The 16,387-nt window shown below is 59.5% G+C and carries 17 protein-coding genes; 8 read left to right on the forward strand and 9 right to left on the reverse strand.

Going from position 1 to position 16,387, the window contains the following annotated elements; translation table 11 throughout:
• Positions 1–58: 58 nt before the first annotated feature.
• Complete coding sequence (locus tag AC5YUO_RS03280; RefSeq protein WP_496154233.1) at positions 59–685, forward strand: LysE family translocator; 627 nt, start codon at positions 59–61, stop codon at positions 683–685.
• Between the two features lie 19 nt (positions 686–704).
• Here the strand turns inward: AC5YUO_RS03280 and AC5YUO_RS03285 are convergent, their stop codons facing one another.
• The 5 genes from AC5YUO_RS03285 to AC5YUO_RS03305 all read right to left on the reverse strand — a co-directional run bounded on the left by AC5YUO_RS03285 (position 705) and on the right by AC5YUO_RS03305 (position 3,360).
• Entirely contained in the window at positions 705–1,202 is a 498-nt protein-coding gene (locus tag AC5YUO_RS03285; protein WP_496154234.1) for a GNAT family N-acetyltransferase, read from the reverse strand.
• A gap of 116 nt (positions 1,203–1,318) precedes the next feature.
• Positions 1,319–1,987: a PAQR family membrane homeostasis protein TrhA gene (gene trhA, locus AC5YUO_RS03290; protein ID WP_496154235.1), complete on the reverse strand. Its 669-nt coding sequence runs from the start codon at positions 1,985–1,987 to the stop codon at positions 1,319–1,321.
• A gap of 283 nt (positions 1,988–2,270) precedes the next feature.
• Positions 2,271–2,591: a TraR/DksA family transcriptional regulator gene (locus AC5YUO_RS03295; RefSeq protein ID WP_496154236.1), complete on the reverse strand. Its 321-nt coding sequence runs from the start codon at positions 2,589–2,591 to the stop codon at positions 2,271–2,273.
• A 62-nt stretch (positions 2,592–2,653) separates the two neighbouring features.
• Positions 2,654–3,064 (reverse strand): universal stress protein, encoded by a 411-nt coding sequence (locus AC5YUO_RS03300; protein ID WP_400811598.1) that lies wholly within the window; start codon positions 3,062–3,064, stop codon positions 2,654–2,656.
• A 47-nt stretch (positions 3,065–3,111) separates the two neighbouring features.
• Positions 3,112–3,360 carry a hypothetical protein gene (locus AC5YUO_RS03305; protein WP_496154237.1) on the reverse strand — a complete coding sequence of 83 codons (249 nt, stop codon included), beginning with the start codon at positions 3,358–3,360 and terminating at the stop codon, positions 3,112–3,114.
• On the opposite strand from AC5YUO_RS03305, the gene AC5YUO_RS03310 reads away from it, so the two are divergent.
• A complete protein-coding gene (locus AC5YUO_RS03310) occupies positions 3,343–4,203 on the forward strand; it encodes a VOC family protein (RefSeq protein ID WP_496154238.1) in 861 nt (286 codons plus the stop codon). The genes AC5YUO_RS03305 and AC5YUO_RS03310 overlap by 18 nt on opposite strands.
• 85 nt (positions 4,204–4,288) lie before the next feature.
• On the forward strand, positions 4,289–5,476 hold the full coding sequence (locus AC5YUO_RS03315; protein WP_496154239.1) for an AI-2E family transporter: 1,188 nt from the start codon (positions 4,289–4,291) through the stop codon (positions 5,474–5,476).
• A gap of 342 nt (positions 5,477–5,818) precedes the next feature.
• On the opposite strand, the gene AC5YUO_RS03320 is transcribed toward AC5YUO_RS03315, so the two are convergent.
• The 4 genes from AC5YUO_RS03320 to AC5YUO_RS03335 form a co-directional block, all read right to left on the reverse strand.
• Positions 5,819–6,898 carry a bifunctional transcriptional activator/DNA repair enzyme AdaA gene (locus AC5YUO_RS03320; RefSeq protein ID WP_496154240.1) on the reverse strand — a complete coding sequence of 360 codons (1,080 nt, stop codon included), beginning with the start codon at positions 6,896–6,898 and terminating at the stop codon, positions 5,819–5,821.
• A 195-nt stretch (positions 6,899–7,093) separates the two neighbouring features.
• Positions 7,094–7,819, reverse strand: coding sequence for a polysaccharide deacetylase family protein (locus AC5YUO_RS03325; protein WP_496154241.1), 726 nt, complete (start codon positions 7,817–7,819; stop codon positions 7,094–7,096).
• A gap of 53 nt (positions 7,820–7,872) precedes the next feature.
• Complete coding sequence (locus tag AC5YUO_RS03330) at positions 7,873–8,781, reverse strand: dihydrodipicolinate synthase family protein (RefSeq protein WP_496154242.1); 909 nt, start codon at positions 8,779–8,781, stop codon at positions 7,873–7,875.
• A gap of 104 nt (positions 8,782–8,885) precedes the next feature.
• Positions 8,886–9,287 carry a DUF930 domain-containing protein gene (locus tag AC5YUO_RS03335; protein WP_400811578.1) on the reverse strand — a complete coding sequence of 134 codons (402 nt, stop codon included), beginning with the start codon at positions 9,285–9,287 and terminating at the stop codon, positions 8,886–8,888.
• A 307-nt stretch (positions 9,288–9,594) separates the two neighbouring features.
• Here AC5YUO_RS03335 and AC5YUO_RS03340 point away from each other — a divergent pair, with 307 nt between their 5' ends.
• The 5 genes from AC5YUO_RS03340 (at position 9,595) to AC5YUO_RS03360 (ending at position 16,107) form a co-directional block, all read left to right on the forward strand.
• On the forward strand, positions 9,595–10,071 hold the full coding sequence (locus AC5YUO_RS03340) for a hypothetical protein (RefSeq protein WP_496154243.1): 477 nt from the start codon (positions 9,595–9,597) through the stop codon (positions 10,069–10,071).
• Between the two features lie 163 nt (positions 10,072–10,234).
• Positions 10,235–12,334, forward strand: a complete 2,100-nt coding sequence (locus AC5YUO_RS03345) for a S9 family peptidase (protein ID WP_400811576.1) — start codon at positions 10,235–10,237, stop codon at positions 12,332–12,334.
• Positions 12,335–12,830: 496 nt separating this feature from the next.
• Positions 12,831–13,841 (forward strand): ABC transporter substrate-binding protein, encoded by a 1,011-nt coding sequence (locus AC5YUO_RS03350; RefSeq protein ID WP_496154244.1) that lies wholly within the window; start codon positions 12,831–12,833, stop codon positions 13,839–13,841.
• Positions 13,842–14,081: 240 nt separating this feature from the next.
• Positions 14,082–14,990, forward strand: a complete 909-nt coding sequence (locus AC5YUO_RS03355) for an ABC transporter permease (RefSeq protein ID WP_496154245.1) — start codon at positions 14,082–14,084, stop codon at positions 14,988–14,990.
• Positions 14,983–16,107, forward strand: coding sequence for a quaternary amine ABC transporter ATP-binding protein (locus AC5YUO_RS03360; protein WP_496154246.1), 1,125 nt, complete (start codon positions 14,983–14,985; stop codon positions 16,105–16,107). Before AC5YUO_RS03355 ends, AC5YUO_RS03360 begins: the two co-directional genes overlap by 8 nt.
• The last annotated feature ends 280 nt before the right edge of the window (positions 16,108–16,387 follow it).

The following is a 16,387-nucleotide window of genomic DNA, read 5'->3' on the forward strand; positions in this document are numbered from 1 at the left end:
TCGACAGCCGGACCGGAGAGTGAGATCATCACGGCCTCACTCCTTTCGGATCATCGCCATGACGCTCGAAACCATCCTCATTTTCATTCCCGCCTGCTTTGCCCTGAACATGGCCTTCGGGCCGAACAATCTTCTGTCGATGACGGTGGGCGCGCGCTACGGCATGGCGACGGCGGTGATGGCGGCAAGCGGCAGGCTGGTCGCTTTTGCGGGTATGATCGCGATTGCGGCACTCGGGCTCGGCGCACTTTTGATGGCGTCCGAGATGATGTTCTCACTGATCAAATGGATCGGTGTTGTTTATCTGCTGTGGATCGGCTTCAAGCTCATCCGCTCGAAGGCTGAGGTTGCCGCCCCCGATGTATCCTCGGCCAACGGCAATGTTCTCAAAACCTATCTGCGGCAGGAATTTTTCGTCGCCTCCGGCAATCCCAAGGCTATTTTGATCTTCACGGCCTTTTTCCCGCAATTCATCCAGCAGGACGCCTATTGGCAGAGTTTCGCCACGCTCGGCGTGATTTTCCTTCTGCTCGAGGTGGTGGCGATTGCCGTTTATGCCTTTGTCGGCTCACGACTGTCCGGTCTCATGCGCAATGCGCGAGCCTTGAAGCGCGTCAACCGGATCAGCGGCTCCATGATGATGGCCTTCGGCGTCATGCTTGCCTTCGCCCGGCGCCCCATCTGAAGGAAACTCGGCCAGCCTGCTAGCCTAATTTCAGCTCCATGCAGGTCAAATCCAGCCAGCGGCCGAACTTGGTGCCGACTTCCGAAAACCGGCCGACGACCCTGAAACCGAGGCTTTCATGCAGGCGGATGGAGGCGGTGTTTTCCGCCTCGATGGCGGCGATCAGCACATGCACGTCGTTGCCGGAAGCATGATCGATCAGCGCCTGCATCAGCTTTTTGCCGATGCCGTGGCCCCGCGCATCCTTATGCACATAGACCGAATGTTCGCGGGTGTGGCGATAACCGTCGAAAGCGCGCCAGTCGCCATAGGAAGCGTAGCCCGCGACCTTGCCGTCCAGGATTGCGACGATGACCGGAAAACCGCGTGACTTGCGGGCGGCGAACCACTCCTTGCGGTTTTCCAGATCGACCAACACATCGTTCCAGATCGCCGTCGTGTTCACCACCGCATCATTGTAAATCTCCATGATGCCGGAGAGATCGTCCACGGTCGCGTCGCGCAGTTGCACGCTCATTGTCGTTCACCCTTTTTCCTGCCTGCGGCGGCGGTATTTTCGGCCGCCCTCAGCAGGAGGATTAGGCGATGATGCGAATGGCTGTCCAGTACCCATGCGCCATCGGGACGCATTCTTCACGATGCCAGCGGCACGAGGCTGAAGGAGGTGACCACGGCAAAATAATGAACGGCGGCCGCGGCGACCACGAAAGCGTGCCAGATGGCATTCTGGAAGCGCAGCTTTTCCCAGACATGGAAGATGACGCCGAGCGAATAGATGACGCCGCCGGCGACGATCAGCCAGAGCGTGACGGGCGCTAAGTGCGACGACAGCGGCCCGACCACCATCACGCCGCTCCAGCCCATGGCGAGATAAAGGCCGATGGCGACCCGGTCGTAACGGCCGGGAAACAGGCATTTGAGGAGAATACCGCACAGCGCCGCAAGCCAAATCAGCCCCAGCATGACGGCGATCAGCGGATCGTGGATGCCGCGCATCAGGAAGGGCGTATAGGTGGCGGCGATGAGGATGAAGATCGCCGAATGATCCAGCCGGCGCAGGAACCATTTCACCCTGGAGTGCGGCCAGATATTATAGGTGAAGGACACGGAGAGACAGGCGACGAGACCGAGACCGTAAATCCACGCGGCGGCGATTGCGCTGAGCGTACCCCAGACCATCGCATAGAAAATCAGCGCCGTGGCACCGATAAGCGCAAATACGATGCCGACACCGTGGACGATGCCATCGGCGACAATCTCGTGAAAATCATACTGGCGCCCGAACCGCCACATCTCGCTCATGGTTCATTCCCGTCTGCGTGCTTTCAACAAAGCATGGAGACAATATTAGACAGGAACAAGACAGCAGCCGGTTAACGGCAATCAAATTGCGTTCGAGGCTGTTGCGAAAGGAGAGGTCCACTGTTTCCCTCATTCCTGTGCTTGTCACAGGAATCCAGCCGACGCGCGTCTGCGCGGCGAAAGGACCCTTCTCAGCGCAAGGACTTGGGCTGGCTGGATCCCTGTGACAAGCACAGGGATGAGGGTGAAAAGGGTGAGCGCAACGCGTCACCGCGAAATTATTTCACAAAGCCGCAGCGCATTCCTGGCAAAACGGCGTATAGGGCACCGCCTTCAGCCGATCCTCCGAAATCTTCTTGCCGCATTTGACACAGATGCCGAAAGTGCCGCTCGTGACGCGGTCAAGGGCTGCGTCGATGGCGCGCAACTCGTCCTGACCCACCTGCCCCAGCTCGTCCAGCACCTCGTCATTGCTGCGTTCGGTGGCGCGATCCTCGTCATCGGGATTGCGAGGCTCCTCGAAATCGGCCTCGATTTTATGCAGGCGGCGATAAAGCTCGCGCTGGCGGTCGCGCAGGATTTTCTCGTAACTTTCGATATTCATGGGTCTTTTCCTCCAGCCGGTACGGGCGGAAAACCCGCCCGCAACCCTAAAATCTCAGGCTTTTACCGATCCACCAGCACCGAGCATTTGGCGTGGCGCACCACGCGATCGGCGGTGGCGCCGATGAAATAATTGCTGAAGTCAGGCGTGTGCGACGCGATGATGATGAGGTCGGCCTTGTGCTCTTCGGCGGCGGCGATGATCTCGCGGGCGGGCGCGCCGCTTCTGATTTCCTGACCGCCCTTGAAACCCGCTTTGGTCTTCAGGTCGGAAAGCTTGGCCTTGGCGTCCTTGATGGCGTTTTCGATCAGGTCGACAGGCAGGTCGATCGCCATATAGCCCGGCAGTTCCTCGACAACGTTGATGAGAACGATCTCGCCATCGGGATCCAGCAGCGCCTTGGCCTTTTCGAGAATCTTTTCCCCCTTGTCGGTGGCGCTGAGGTCTACCGGTACGATGATCTTCTTGTACATGGCTGTCTCCTTTGGCTTGATCCGCCGTTTAGCGTGTCGGGCTAGGCTCATATTTCCCCGTCGGCACGGCCTTTACCTTGATCGAAGTCAAAGCCGGAGCCGGGCCGGAACAGGGCATTGTCAACGAATAGTGGACAGTCAATCGCCAGACCACGATCTTTGCTGAACGACGAAACCAGCCCATATTCGCCTTCGACAAACGCCGCAAAGCGGCGTCGGCCGATATCATCGGCGACCGATCCGCCCCAGGGCGCCTCGGATTCAATATGGAGATCATGATGAGTGAAATCAAACAATTCGCCCTGACGCGGCCGGCCTATGTCGGCCAGGCGCATCTCGTCGTTCACGATCTGCCGCGCCTTTCGGATTTCTACCAGAAGATCATCGGTCTTTCCGTTCTTGAAAAGAGCCCGAGCGGTGAAGTGCTCGGGGTTGGCGGCCAGCCGCTTCTGACGCTCTCCACGTCCAACACGGCGGAACGCGCGCCGCGCAACGCGGCAGGCCTGTTCCACACCGCCTTCCTGATGCCGAGCCGCGATGACCTGGCCCATTGGCTGGCGCATGCCGCCCATAACAATGTCCAGTTTCAGGGCGCATCCGACCATCTGGTGAGCGAGGCGATCTATCTCGCCGACCCGGAAGGCAACGGCATCGAGGTCTATCGCGACCGTTCACCTGACGAATGGACCTACCAGCCCGATGGCACGGTTGACATGGCCACCCTTAGCCTCAACCTTCAGGCGCTTTACGACAGCGCGCCGAAGACGGCCTTTACCGGTGCGGCGGAAGGAACGGCCATCGGCCATATCCACCTGCAGGTCGGTAATATTCCGCAGGCGGATGAGTTTTATCAGGATGTGCTGGGGCTGAAGATCATGGCGCGTTATCCGGGTGCGAGCTTCTTCGGCTCCGGGGCCTATCACCACCACGTCGCCGCCAATATCTGGAACAGCCGGGGCGCTGCGGCCCGCAAGGACAATATGACCGGCCTTTCCGGCTATTCGTTGACATTCAACGAGGCGGCGGCGCTCGACAAGGCGGTTGCCGCACTCGACCGGCTGGAAATCGCCACCGAACGGCAGGCTGACGGCATTGTCCTCAAAGATCCATGGGGTATCGGGCTAAAGCTTTCCGCATAAACGCAAAAAGGGGCGGCAGAAATTTCTGCCGCCCCGGAACCGCCACATTTCTCGAACGTTTGTCACCTGATTGGGGGACCGTTCGATGAATGAAAATGCCAGACCGGACAAGACCGGCAGTTTGGCCGCCACCGCCGGGGCCACGACCGGAAGCGTTCAGGCAAAAAGGGCGGACCCGCTGGAGGCCCCGCCATCCACATCGCGCCGCGACGATGCGCGCAGCCAGCAGCCGCTTGGCCGCGAAGCTCTCGATGTGGTCGTCGCCTGGTCGGTGATCGGTATCTTCCTCATCATGCTGATGGCGGTCATCCACGAATTGTCGCTCATTCTCATTCCGGTGGTGATGGCCATCGTGGTCGGCATGATCCTCGGCATCGCCGCCGAAAAACTCGGCTCCTATGGCATTCCCGGTTTTGGCGTCGCGCTCATTCTGTCGAGCCTCGTGGCGGCGGTGATGTTCTTCGTCATCAATTCGCTCACCGAACCACTCTCGCTCCTTGCTTCGGAAGGCCCGGCGCTGGTGGAGCGCAGCATCGACCGTTTCCTGCCCTATCTGCAAAGTCTCAGATGGCTGAATATTTCGGCGGCGAGTTTCAGCATGGGGTCGATGTCGATGGAATCGCTGATTTCCCGCAGCGGCGAAATCATCTCCGTGCTCGGCTCCAACATCACCCCGGCCGTCATTCAGGGCCTGATCTTTCTCGCAGCCCTGCTGATGTTTCTCTATAGCCGCTTAAGACTGCGCAAGGCGATCATCATGGCCTTTCCGGCCCGCCACCAGCGGCTTCGCACCATTCGCATCATCGGCTCGGTGGAAGAGGTGCTCGGCACCTATTTCGCCACGGCGGCGCTGATCTATGCCGGGCTTGGCGTGACGATGGTGGTCATCGCCTATTTCGGCGGGCTCGCCATGCCGCTGCTTTGGGGGCTGTTCGCCTTTCTCTCCAGCTTCGTGCCGTTTCTCGGCATCACCGCCATGACGATTTCGCTGACGGTGGCCGGTATCATCACCCATGACAATATCATTCTGGCGCTTCTGCCGGCGGCGATTTTCTTCACCATTCACCTGCTGATGGAAAACCTCGCCTTTCCGGCGGTTGTCGGCCGCAACATGGAGATCAACCCCTTCCTCGTCTTCGTGATGATCATCTTCTGGACGTGGATGTGGGGCGCTGCGGGCGCCATGCTGGCGCTGCCGCTTTCGCTGATCGCCATGACGGTGACGCGGGAGCTGTTTCCCTCGCGCCGGGTGGTGCCCAACCTGCCGGATTGAACACCGGCTTTCCGGCCGGAAAAACGAGGAGTTTGAGGATTTTCGTGATTCGGAGAAAAGCGAAATCGCTCCGGGTTTGAGCTCCTGGGGGATTGTCCTTTGGCGGCGGGCGCGTGGAGTTTACCCCCCTCTGCCCTGCCGGGCATCTCCCCCTCAAGGGGGGAGATCAGCAAGCGGCGCTACCGCCGCTTCATTAGCAAACGTTGAGATGGGCGAAACCTATCCGCAGGTCGATCTCCCCCCTTGAGGGGGAGATGCCCGGCAGGGCAGAGGGGGGTAAAGCCCCAAGCACCCCGCCCCATTATCTATGAACACCCTCCTGAAAACCAACAGCCAGGCCGCTCAGGAAGCGAGCTTCCTCCCCTGCTCGCTCGCCATGCGGCGCTCGTGCTCGATCAGCCATTTCTTCCGCCACAGGCCTCCACCATAGCCGGTGAGGCTGCCATCCGCACCCAGCACGCGGTGGCACGGCACGACGATGGCGATCTGGTTGGCGCCATTGGCGCGCGCCACCGCACGCACGGCTGACGGTCTTTCCATGGAGGTTGCGAGCGCGGAATAGCTGACGATCTCGCCCGCCGGGATTTCCCGCAGGTTCCTCCAGACATCGCGCTCAAAGGGCGTGCCGTGACCGGCAAGCCGGGTTTCGAAGGCGGCCGAATGCCCGGCGAAATAGGCCCTGAGTTCCGCTTCGATCTGGCCGGTCACCGCCGTGCGGCCGAGCACCATATCCGCGCCGGTGCGTGTCTTCAGCCGTTTCAGTTCGGCGGCAAGCGCCGGCCGGTCGGCGAATTCGAGGAGGTGCAGGGCATGATCGTCGGCGACGGCAAGCATCGGGCCGATCGGCGTATCGATCCAGTCACCCTTCAAAAACCCCTTGCCTTTCATGGCGGCGGGCGAGGCACCGAAGAACTGGTTGATGGCGGCGCGGAAGCCGCTGCCGGATTCGTAGCCGGCATCGATCTGCGCGCCGATCACCGCTTCGCCGGAAGCGATGCTTTCCGCAGCGCCGCCTACCCGCCGTAATCTGGCGATTTCCAGAAAGCTCATGCCGAAACGGCGCTTGAACGTGCGGCGCACGGTGGATGGATCATGGCCGAGCGCCACGACATCCTCCTCGCGCCAGCGGCGGGCGGGGTCGTTTTCCAGCGCCGTCAGCAGTGAGGTGACGGTTTCATCTGCGGTGCCGTAGGACAACATCGGCTTGCAGCGCTTGCAGGGGCGGAAACCCGCCTCCAGGCATTCGGCGATGGTCTCGCGAAACCGGCAGTTCTCGATCTTCGGTTTGCGCGCCGTGCAGGTGAAGCGGCAAAATATCTTGGTGGAGGTCACACAGACATAGGCCACGCCTTCATAGGCGGGGTCCTTGTTCACAAGGGCGGAATAGAGCGTTTCGGTGTCGGGGCGTTTGAACAGCATCATGGGGGGATGCTAGCGCAATTTCGAGCGGCATGCCGCCGAAAAACGGGCGTGGATGTGGCTCATTTCCCTCATTCCTGTGCTTGTCACAGGAATCCAGCCGGCGCGCGTCTGCGCGGCGGGGAGAGTCCTTTCAGCCCAAGGACTTGGGCTGGCTGGATTCCTGTGACAAGCACAGGAATGAGGAAAGTTTCCCCTTCAATTCCCCGGCGGTGCGAAGGAAGGGTCGTCCAGCCGTGCGAAAATTACGCCGCGCGCCTTCAGCGCCAGAAGGCCCTTCACCACGCCCTCGCCCGCTTCATGGGTGGGCTGGTTGATGTGAGAGATGATGACATCGCCATCCTTCGCCGCCGCGATGTGTTTTGCCGTCGCGGCCGCACTCAGCAGCGAGCCGCCATCGCCATTGACGGAATAACCCGCCACCCGCATGCCAAGCCGGTTGATGGTAGCCATGGATGACTTGGTGTATTTGGCTGTCGCACCACGGAACCATTGCGGCTGGAGGCCGGTGGCGGCGACGATCGCCTGACGGCCGCCTTCCACCTCCTGCTCGACCGCCGCTTCGGATCCGGCAGCCGCGATGCCATAGATGGAAACCGGCTTGTCCACCGCCGGCACATGGTTTTCGCCGTGGTTTTCGATTTCGAACAGATCCGGATGCGCCATCAGCACGGCGAGTGCCTCCCCATTGTGCTTCAGCCAGCGGGCGGTGACGAAGATCGTGGCGGGGATGCGTTCACGCACCAGCGTATCGAGAATGCGGTGGTCGGTCTTGCCCATGCAGGCATCGAGCGTCATCGCCACCCGCACCCTGCCGTCATGCTGCGGCGTCATTTTCAGCGACGGCTCGACAAGGCCCGTTCCCGCAAAGGCGGCGGATGAGGCGGAGACTAACAGGGCGGCAATGAACAGGCGACGCAGCATTTTTGGTTTTCCGAAGTGTAAGGACGTGGCAATCCGCCTGCAAAGCGCCCGAATTATGGCGCGGTTTCCAGCGCGGAGAGCGCCTCCAGCGCCTCTTCCACCCGCTGGCGTTCCGCACTGGTAAGCGGCAGAATCGGCCGGGGCGGCTCGCTGACGGTGAGCGACAGGATATTGGCGGCGGCATAAACCACCCGGATGCTGCCGAATTCCTTGAACAGCGTCCAGAGCGGCTGGAAGGCCGCATCGAGCCTTTTTACCTCCTCCGCATTGCCGGCCTGAGCCGCCCGCATCAGCCGCAGGGCCGGAACCGGCAGCAGGCCGGCAACCACGCTGTACCAGGTGTCGCCGCCGGCAAGCGTGGCGTCGGCGCAGCCCCAGTCTCCGCTGTAACCAATGGCGAAATCATCCGACAGCTTGGGGCGCAGCCGTGCAAGCTCACCCGCATAATCGGAATCGGCCGGCAGCGGCATCTTGATGGCGCGGATATTGGGGATATAGGCGAGCCGCACCAGAAGCTCGTCGCTGAAGGCAAAGCGGGTGGTCGTCGGGTTGTTGTAGATGGCAAGCGGCAGCGCCGTTGCGCCCGCCACGGCGGCGAAATGGTGATACGCCTCTTCCTGGGTCAGCGGCGTGTAAGAGACGGGCGCGAGCAACAGCGCATCGGCGCCGGCCGCTTCCGCATCCTTCGCCAGCGCCACGGCCTCATCGGTGCGCAACGCGCCGACGCCAGCCATGAGAATGCGCCTGCCCTTGAGGATGGCGGCGGCTGCCTCGACGGCGCGACGCCGCTCTTCGCGCGTGAGATACATGTAGATGCCGGTGCTGCCGAGAATGCCGATGGAATCGACCGCCGCCGCATCCAGCCGCTCGATCAGGGCGGAGAAAGCCTCAACATCCACCCGCCCGGTCTCATCGGCCGGCGTGATCGGAAAAGCAGAAAGTCCCTTGAATCGTGTCGCCATGTTTATGTCCCTCACTTCGATCGGAAGTCAGGGTTACAGAGCCATTGATGGCGCGGCAACAAAGCGGCGGCTAAACGCCGGCCTGAAATCGAAAAATTCCGTGCTCAGTCATAAAGATACAACTTCTTCCACTGCTCTTCGGGAATCCTGTCGCCGACGCGGTAATCAAAGGACTGGATGCTGAGACTGTCGCTCTTGAGCTGGCACTTGTATTTGAGCTTGTACCATTCGCCCGAACTTCTGAAGACCGCGCCCGGCGCCTTGATGGAGTTCTTGCCCACCTCGGGATCGCCAAAAGTATAGGCGATGACCTTGTCCGGCCGCATGCCCTTCTGCTCGGTCGCTATCCTTTCCATCGCCTCGATGTCGCAGCGCTGTTCCAGCCGCTCCTCGGGGGCAAGCGCGTTCAACTGCCGCATGACGCTGGCATCGATCGCGAAAGCGGGTGTGACGGTCTGCAAGCCAAGGAAAAAGGCAGAAAGGGCAGCGGGAAGAAGCTTTCGCATGGGATCCTGTCAGTTTTTTCGTTTGTTCTTGTGGTGGGCGGCGGGCCGAACGGCCTGCATCCATCATCGCTGATTTGCCGGATATTGCCAAAATGTGATCGAAAGCTGACGAAATTGTGCCCGAGCTGCATTCCGCCTGTGGAGATTTGAAACTTGATCGGCTGGGAGAGCACACTGATCGGGTTTGATTTTCAACACGTGCCCTTAAAAGCTGAATGGACTTGCCAAATCATTGTATTATTATTCATAATCGTAACTATTGATAACAATCAAAAAACATAAACACTAATTTATACTTAGGTAAATTATGAAAAAATCAATTATTTCTTTAATAATAATTACCACCCTCTTGGCTGGATGTACCAAAACACAGGAGGAGAACTTTAAATATAAACTCTCAAACTCTTTTGCCAACGCGACTTTGGGACCAGAGCTCGCAATGCAGGTGGCAGCTGCGGATGCAGAATATAAAGCAAAAGCTTGGGAAAAAGCTACGCAGAACGTATCTGCGACAACCTACCCGATCTCGCATAAACCAACTGACAAAACCTACGCGAAATTATCACATTACATCATAGAGTTAGAAAACGTCGAACGAAAACCGAATACTAAAGATCCGAAACAGGCGGGAGTTTCCAAGCAGGTTGACTCCTACGTAAAAGCACGGCGACTGTGCCCGGGGATGCACGGTTTGATACAACCGTATGAAGAGCCTGTTCCTCTGTATGATCCGGTCACGAAGAAGGCTAAAATTCTCGTGATGTGTATCGCGGGAACTCAATAACCACTCTGCGGGGAAATTGACCACTTGCTGGCTTGGAAAATCAGTCACAACCACGAAACCTGGCAAGTACCAATCGAAGGGTGAGGCGGGGTGCAAAAAAATGTTAGGGTCGTTGCCGACGAATCTTTCCTAGCGCCGCTCATCATACGAAAGCGAGTTTCCCTTGCCGATTTTCAAGAATCTCCCCGCTGCCCCGACCGCCGAAAAACGGCCCGTTCAGGACACGCATCACGGCATTACCCGCACCGACGATTACGCATGGTTCCGGGCCGATAACTGGCAGGCCATGTTCAAGGACACCTCCATCCTCGACCCCGCCATCCGCGCGCATCTGGAGGCGGAAAACGCCTATATGGAAGCCGCTATGGGCGACACCAAGGCGCTTCAGGAAAAGCTGTTCGAGGAAATGAAGGGCCGCATCAAGCAGGATGATTCCTCCGTTCCGGTCAGGGACGGCCCCTATGCCTATGGCACATTGTTCGTGACCGGCGGCGAGCAGCCGCATTATTTCCGCACGCCGCGCGATGGCGGCGAAAAACAGGTGCTGCTGAACGGCGACAAGGAAGCCGAGGGCAAGGATTATTTCCGCCTGTCCGGTCTCGACCAATCTTCCGATCACAGTCACGGCATCTGGGGTTATGACGACAAGGGTTCGGAATATTTCACCCTGCGCATCCGCGACCTTGAGACCGGCGAGGACCTTGCCGATATCGTCGAAAATACCGGCGGCGGCGGTGCCTGGGCGCCGGACGGCAAGAGCTTTTTCTATACGCTGCAGGACGAGAACCACCGCCCCTCGAAGGTCTTTCACCACATTATCGGCGAGCCGCAATCGGCCGACCGGCTGGTTTATGAGGAAAAGGACCCCGGCTTCTTCATGGGCGTCGGTGCGTCGGTGCTCGACGATTTCATCTTCATCGACATTCACGACCATGAGACCAGCGAATATCGCATTCTCTCCACCAGCGACCTGACGGCCGAGCCAAAGGTGGTGGCGGAACGCGAAGAGGGCATCGAATATTCGATGTGCGAAGGCGGCGATGTCTTCTTCATCCTCACCAATGACGGCGACGCCAAGGATTTCCGCATTGTCGAAGCGCCGGTCACCGCACCGGGCAAGGAAAACTGGAAAGAAGTCGTGCCGCATGAGCCGGGCCGTCTCATTCTTTCCGTCGATGCCTATGCCCGCCACCTGATCTGGCTGGAACGCCGTGACGGCCTGCCGCGCATCGTCATCCGCGACCGCCGCTCGGGCGAGGAACATTCCATCGCCTTTGCCGAAGAGGCCTATTCGCTCGGCCTGCATGGTGCGGCGGAATATGACACCGATGTCATCCGCTTCTCCTATTCCTCGATGACGACGCCGAGCCAATTGTTCGATTACGACATGGTGACGCGCGAGCGCACCCTTCTGAAGACGCAGGAAGTACCGTCCGGCCATAATCCGGATGACTACATCACCCGCCGCATCATGGCGCCTGCCCATGATGGTGAGCTGGTGCCGGTCTCCCTGCTCTACCGCAAGGATGTGGCGCTCGACGGTTCCGCCCCCTGCCTGCTTTATGGCTATGGCGCTTACGGCATCACCATCCCCGCCTCCTTCTCCACCACCACGCTGTCGCTCGCCGACCGTGGTTTCGTCTATGCCGTCGCCCATATTCGCGGCGGTAAGGACAAGGGTTTCGAATGGTACGAAACCGGCAAGATGGAGCACAAGCAGAACACCTTCAAGGATTTCATCGCCGCTGCCGATCATCTGGTTCAGGAAGGCTTCACCTCCTATCAGGGCATCATCGCCGAAGGCGGCTCGGCCGGCGGAATGTTGATGGGGGCTGTCGCCAATATGGCACCGGAGAAATTCGCCGGCATCATCGCCGCCGTTCCCTTCGTGGACGTGCTGACCACCATGCTCGATGACACGCTGCCGCTCACCCCGCCCGAATGGCCCGAATGGGGCAACCCGCTGGAATCGGCGGAGGAATATCAGTGGATCGCCGCCTATAGCCCCTATGACAATGTCGGTGCGAAGCCCTACCCGCCGATTCTGGCGCTATCCGGTCTCACCGACCCGCGCGTGACCTATTGGGAGCCGACCAAATGGGTGGCGAAGCTGCGCGAAAAGACGACGGGGGAAGCGCCCATCCTGCTGAAAACCAACATGGCGGCGGGCCATGGCGGCAAGTCCGGCCGTTTCCAGCGGCTGGAAGAGATCGCCTTCGAATATGCCTTCGCGCTGAAGGTGGCCGGCAGGGATGCCGTGTGAGACCCTGATTGCGAAACGGGCGGCGACAGAGCCGCCGCCCGAACCAAAACAGTATGAAAATACCTTCAAAAAACCTCTTTCTGAATATTTTTTCCACAAAAACGCATCGCTTGATTTTCTTTTAACTTCACTTTGCTGATGTGTGGATTTTTATTTCGCATTACTAAAAATCACAATAGACTTGAGTAAATCTCAAATACATTTCATGTATTACGTCAACTGAAAAAATGTTCCGAAAATCGAACGCATGGCTGCGATGCGCCATTTCGCGTTGCAATATCACTTTTTGGCCGTATTATGCCGGTCGTTGACATATTCATGCGCCTTTCCGCCGCGTTTCTCGCGGCAATCCTGCAGCACGTCTTGCGGATATTCTTGACGCCGGTTTTTTTCGGCTTTTCCATGCGCCATGTCAGTTCGCCCTTGGCAATCCGGGCTTTGCAGTGCTCCCGCTTTGCCAATTGAAAACACTGCATCAGACTTGGGGGTCTTACAAATGAAGAAACTCCTAGCCTCGACCATTCTCGTAACGGGCTTTATCATCGCTGCCGGTGCAGCAAATTCCGCCAATGCCGCCGAAGCGTGCGGCAGCATCTCCATCGCCGAAATGAACTGGGCATCCGCCGGTGTCGCGGCTTACGTCGACAAGTTCATCATGGAAAACGGCTATGACTGCACGGTCAATGTCGTCAGCGGCGATACCATGCCGACCTTCGCCTCCATGAACGAAAAGGGCCAGCCGGACATGGCGCCCGAATTGTGGGTGAACGCCGTGCGCGAGCCGCTCGACGCCGCCGTCAAGGATGGCCGCATGATCGAAGCATCGAAAATTCTTTCCGAAGGCGGTATCGAAGGCTGGTGGATCCCGAAATTCATCGCCGATGAACATCCCGATATCAAGACCGTCGAGGATGCGCTGAAACATCCCGAACTCTTCCCCGCCCCGGAGGACGCCAGCAAGGGCGCCGTGCACAATTGCCCCTCCGGCTGGAACTGCCAGGTGACGACGACCAATCTCTACAAGGCGCGCGAAGGCGACAAAAAGGGCTTTACGCTGGTCGATACCGGCTCCGCCGCCGGCCTCGATGGCTCGATCGCCAATGCGTTCGAAAAGAAGCAGGGCTGGCTCGGCTATTATTGGTCGCCCACCGCCGTTCTCGGCAAATACGAGATGGTGAAGCTGGATGACGGCGTCGAACTCGACCGCGCCCATTTCGACGACTGCACCGCCAAGGTCGATTGCGCCAGCCCCAAGGTCAACGCCTATCCGGTGGCCGATGTCTTTACCGTCATCACCAAGGACTTCGAAAGCAAGGCCGGGGTGACGCTGGATTATCTCAAGGCCCGCAACTGGGACAACAAGGTGGTCGCCGAAATCCTCGCCTGGATGGATGAAAACCAGGGCACCAACGAGGATGGCGCGGAATATTTCCTCGAGAACCATGAGGACATCTGGACGAAGTGGGTTCCGGCCGAGGTGGCGGAGAAGATCAAGGCTTCGATGTGATTGGTTGATGGGGGAGTCGGCGCAAGCCGCTTACCCCCCTCTGCCCTGTCGGGCATCTCCCCCTCAAGGGGGGAGATCGACCTGCGGCGGGGTATCGCCCATCACAAACGTTGAGAATTGGAAAAGGGTGCGCCCTGCTGATCTCCCCCCTTGAGGGGGAGATGCCCGGCAGGACAGAGGGGGGTGCCCGCGCACTCCAACCTCCCCCCATCCCCAAAACCCAAAGGGAAAACAACAATAATGGCCCTCTGCACTTACCTGCCGGACCTGCTCTGCAAGTTCCCGGCCATCGACAACTCCACGATGCGTGTGGCACGCAAAACCATCGATGACGGGTTTCGCGATATCGTGCGCAATTACGGCGATGCGATCGATGTCGTCGTGCATCCGCTGCAGCTCTTCCTCAATGCCTCGGAGCGGCTGTTCATCCAGACACCCTGGATCATCACCATGCTGGTCATTCTCGCCATCGTGCATCTCGCCGGTCGCAGCATCAAGATCACGGCCGGCACGGCGGCGTCGCTGCTGATGATCGGCGCCGTCGGCCTCTGGCGAGACGCCATGACGACACTGTCCATCGTCGCCATCGCCACCCTGATCGCCATCGTCATCGGCCTGCCGCTCGGCATCCTGATGGGTCGTTCCGAACGCCTGCAACGCCTCATCAATCCCGTGCTCGACGTGATGCAGACCCTGCCCAGCTTCGTTTATCTCATCCCCGTGGTGGTGATTTTCGGCATCGGCAAGGTACCGGGCCTGATCGCAGTGGTGATCTATGCCATTCCGCCCGTCATCCGGCTGACCAGCCTCGGCATTCGCCTCGTTGATCGCGAAGTGCTGGAAGCGGCCGATGCCTTCGGCTCCTCCAATGGCCAGAAGCTGTTCAACGTGCAACTGCCGCTGGCGCTGCCCACCATCATGACCGGCATCAACCAGACCATCATGATGGCGCTCGCCATGGTCGTCGTCGCCTCCATGGTCGGTGTCGGCGGGCTCGGCAAGAACGTGCTGCAGGCCATCAACAACCAGTTTTTCACGGTGGGCTTCCTGAACGGTTTCGCTCTGGTCGCCATCGCCATCATGTTCGACCGGGCGAGCCAGGCTTTCGGCAAGCGCCTGCAGAAATACCGCGAGGTCTCCCATGGCTAAAAGCATCGAAATCCGCAACCTTTACAAGATCTTCGGCAAGCATCCCGAGAAATATCTCCAAGCGGTGCGGTCGGGCATGGACAAGGCCGAGCTGAACGACAGGCACAATCACGTTCTCGGCCTCAACAACATCAACATCACCATGCCGGGCGGCAAGATCACCGTCGTCATGGGCCTTTCCGGCTCCGGCAAGTCGACGCTGATCCGCCACATCAACCGGCTGATCGACCCGACGGCCGGTGAAGTTCTCTATGACGGCGAGGACATCTGCGGCATGAGCACCTCGGCGCTTAGAAAATTCCGCCGCCACAAGACGGCGATGGTGTTCCAGAAATTCGGCCTTTTGCCGCATCGCACCGTGCTGGAAAACAGCGTTTACGGCCTCGATATCCAGGGCGTGCCGCGCAAGGAAAGCGAAGAAAAGGGCCGTTACTGGCTGGAGCGTGTCGGCCTTGCCGGTTACGAGGATTATTATCCGAACCAGCTTTCCGGCGGCATGCAGCAGCGTGTGGGCCTTGCCCGGGCGCTTGCCAATGACGCCGATATTCTCCTGATGGACGAGGCCTATTCGGCGCTCGATCCGCTGATCCGCGTCGACATGCAGACCATGCTGCTCGATCTGCAGCAGGAGCTGAAAAAGACCGTGGTGTTCATCACCCACGATCTGGACGAAGCGCTCAGGCTCGGCGACCACATCGCTATTCTGAAGGACGGCGAAGTGGTGCAGCAGGGCGACGGTCAGAGCATCATCCTCTCGCCGGCCGATGGTTACGTCACCGACTTCGTGCGCGACGTCAATCGCGGCCGCGTGCTGCAGGCCACCACCGTCATGGAGCCGCTCGAAAGCCGCCCCGAGGGCATGCCGGTGCCTGAGAACGCGACGCTGGAAACCATTGCCCGCGACATGTCGGAAGCCAACGAGACCACCGCCCATGTGGTGGACGAGGACGGCAAGCCGGTCGGCAGCATCGGCCTTGACACGCTGGTGGCCGCCATGGTGACGCCCGCGCCGCAGGAGGCGGACACCCCGCAAGAGGTGGAGGTGAAGGCGGAAGCGGCGGAGGAGCCGGAGAAGGTGCGGGAGCCCGTTGCTCCGGTGGAGAAGGAAACGGCGTGATACGCTTGATCCTGTCTATGAAGTTCTAAAACTCTCCGCCGTCATCCTCGCCCTTGAGGCGAGGATGACGTGGAGTGTGAGGCAGGCCTTTCGGCACCCATGCGATCCTGCCTCGTCTCGTATATAAACGGCTGCTGCATCCTCGCACGCCCCCGTTCCCCATGCAAAAACGAAGCACTACTTCGCCGGCTGTCAACCCTTGGCGGTCGCTGCAGCGCAGCAAGCGCAAGTTTCAGGCAAGTCGCCGCCGTTAACCATTCGTTAACTTTTGAACGCGGAA

This window comes from Agrobacterium sp. LEGMi-208b (genome assembly GCF_059511785.1).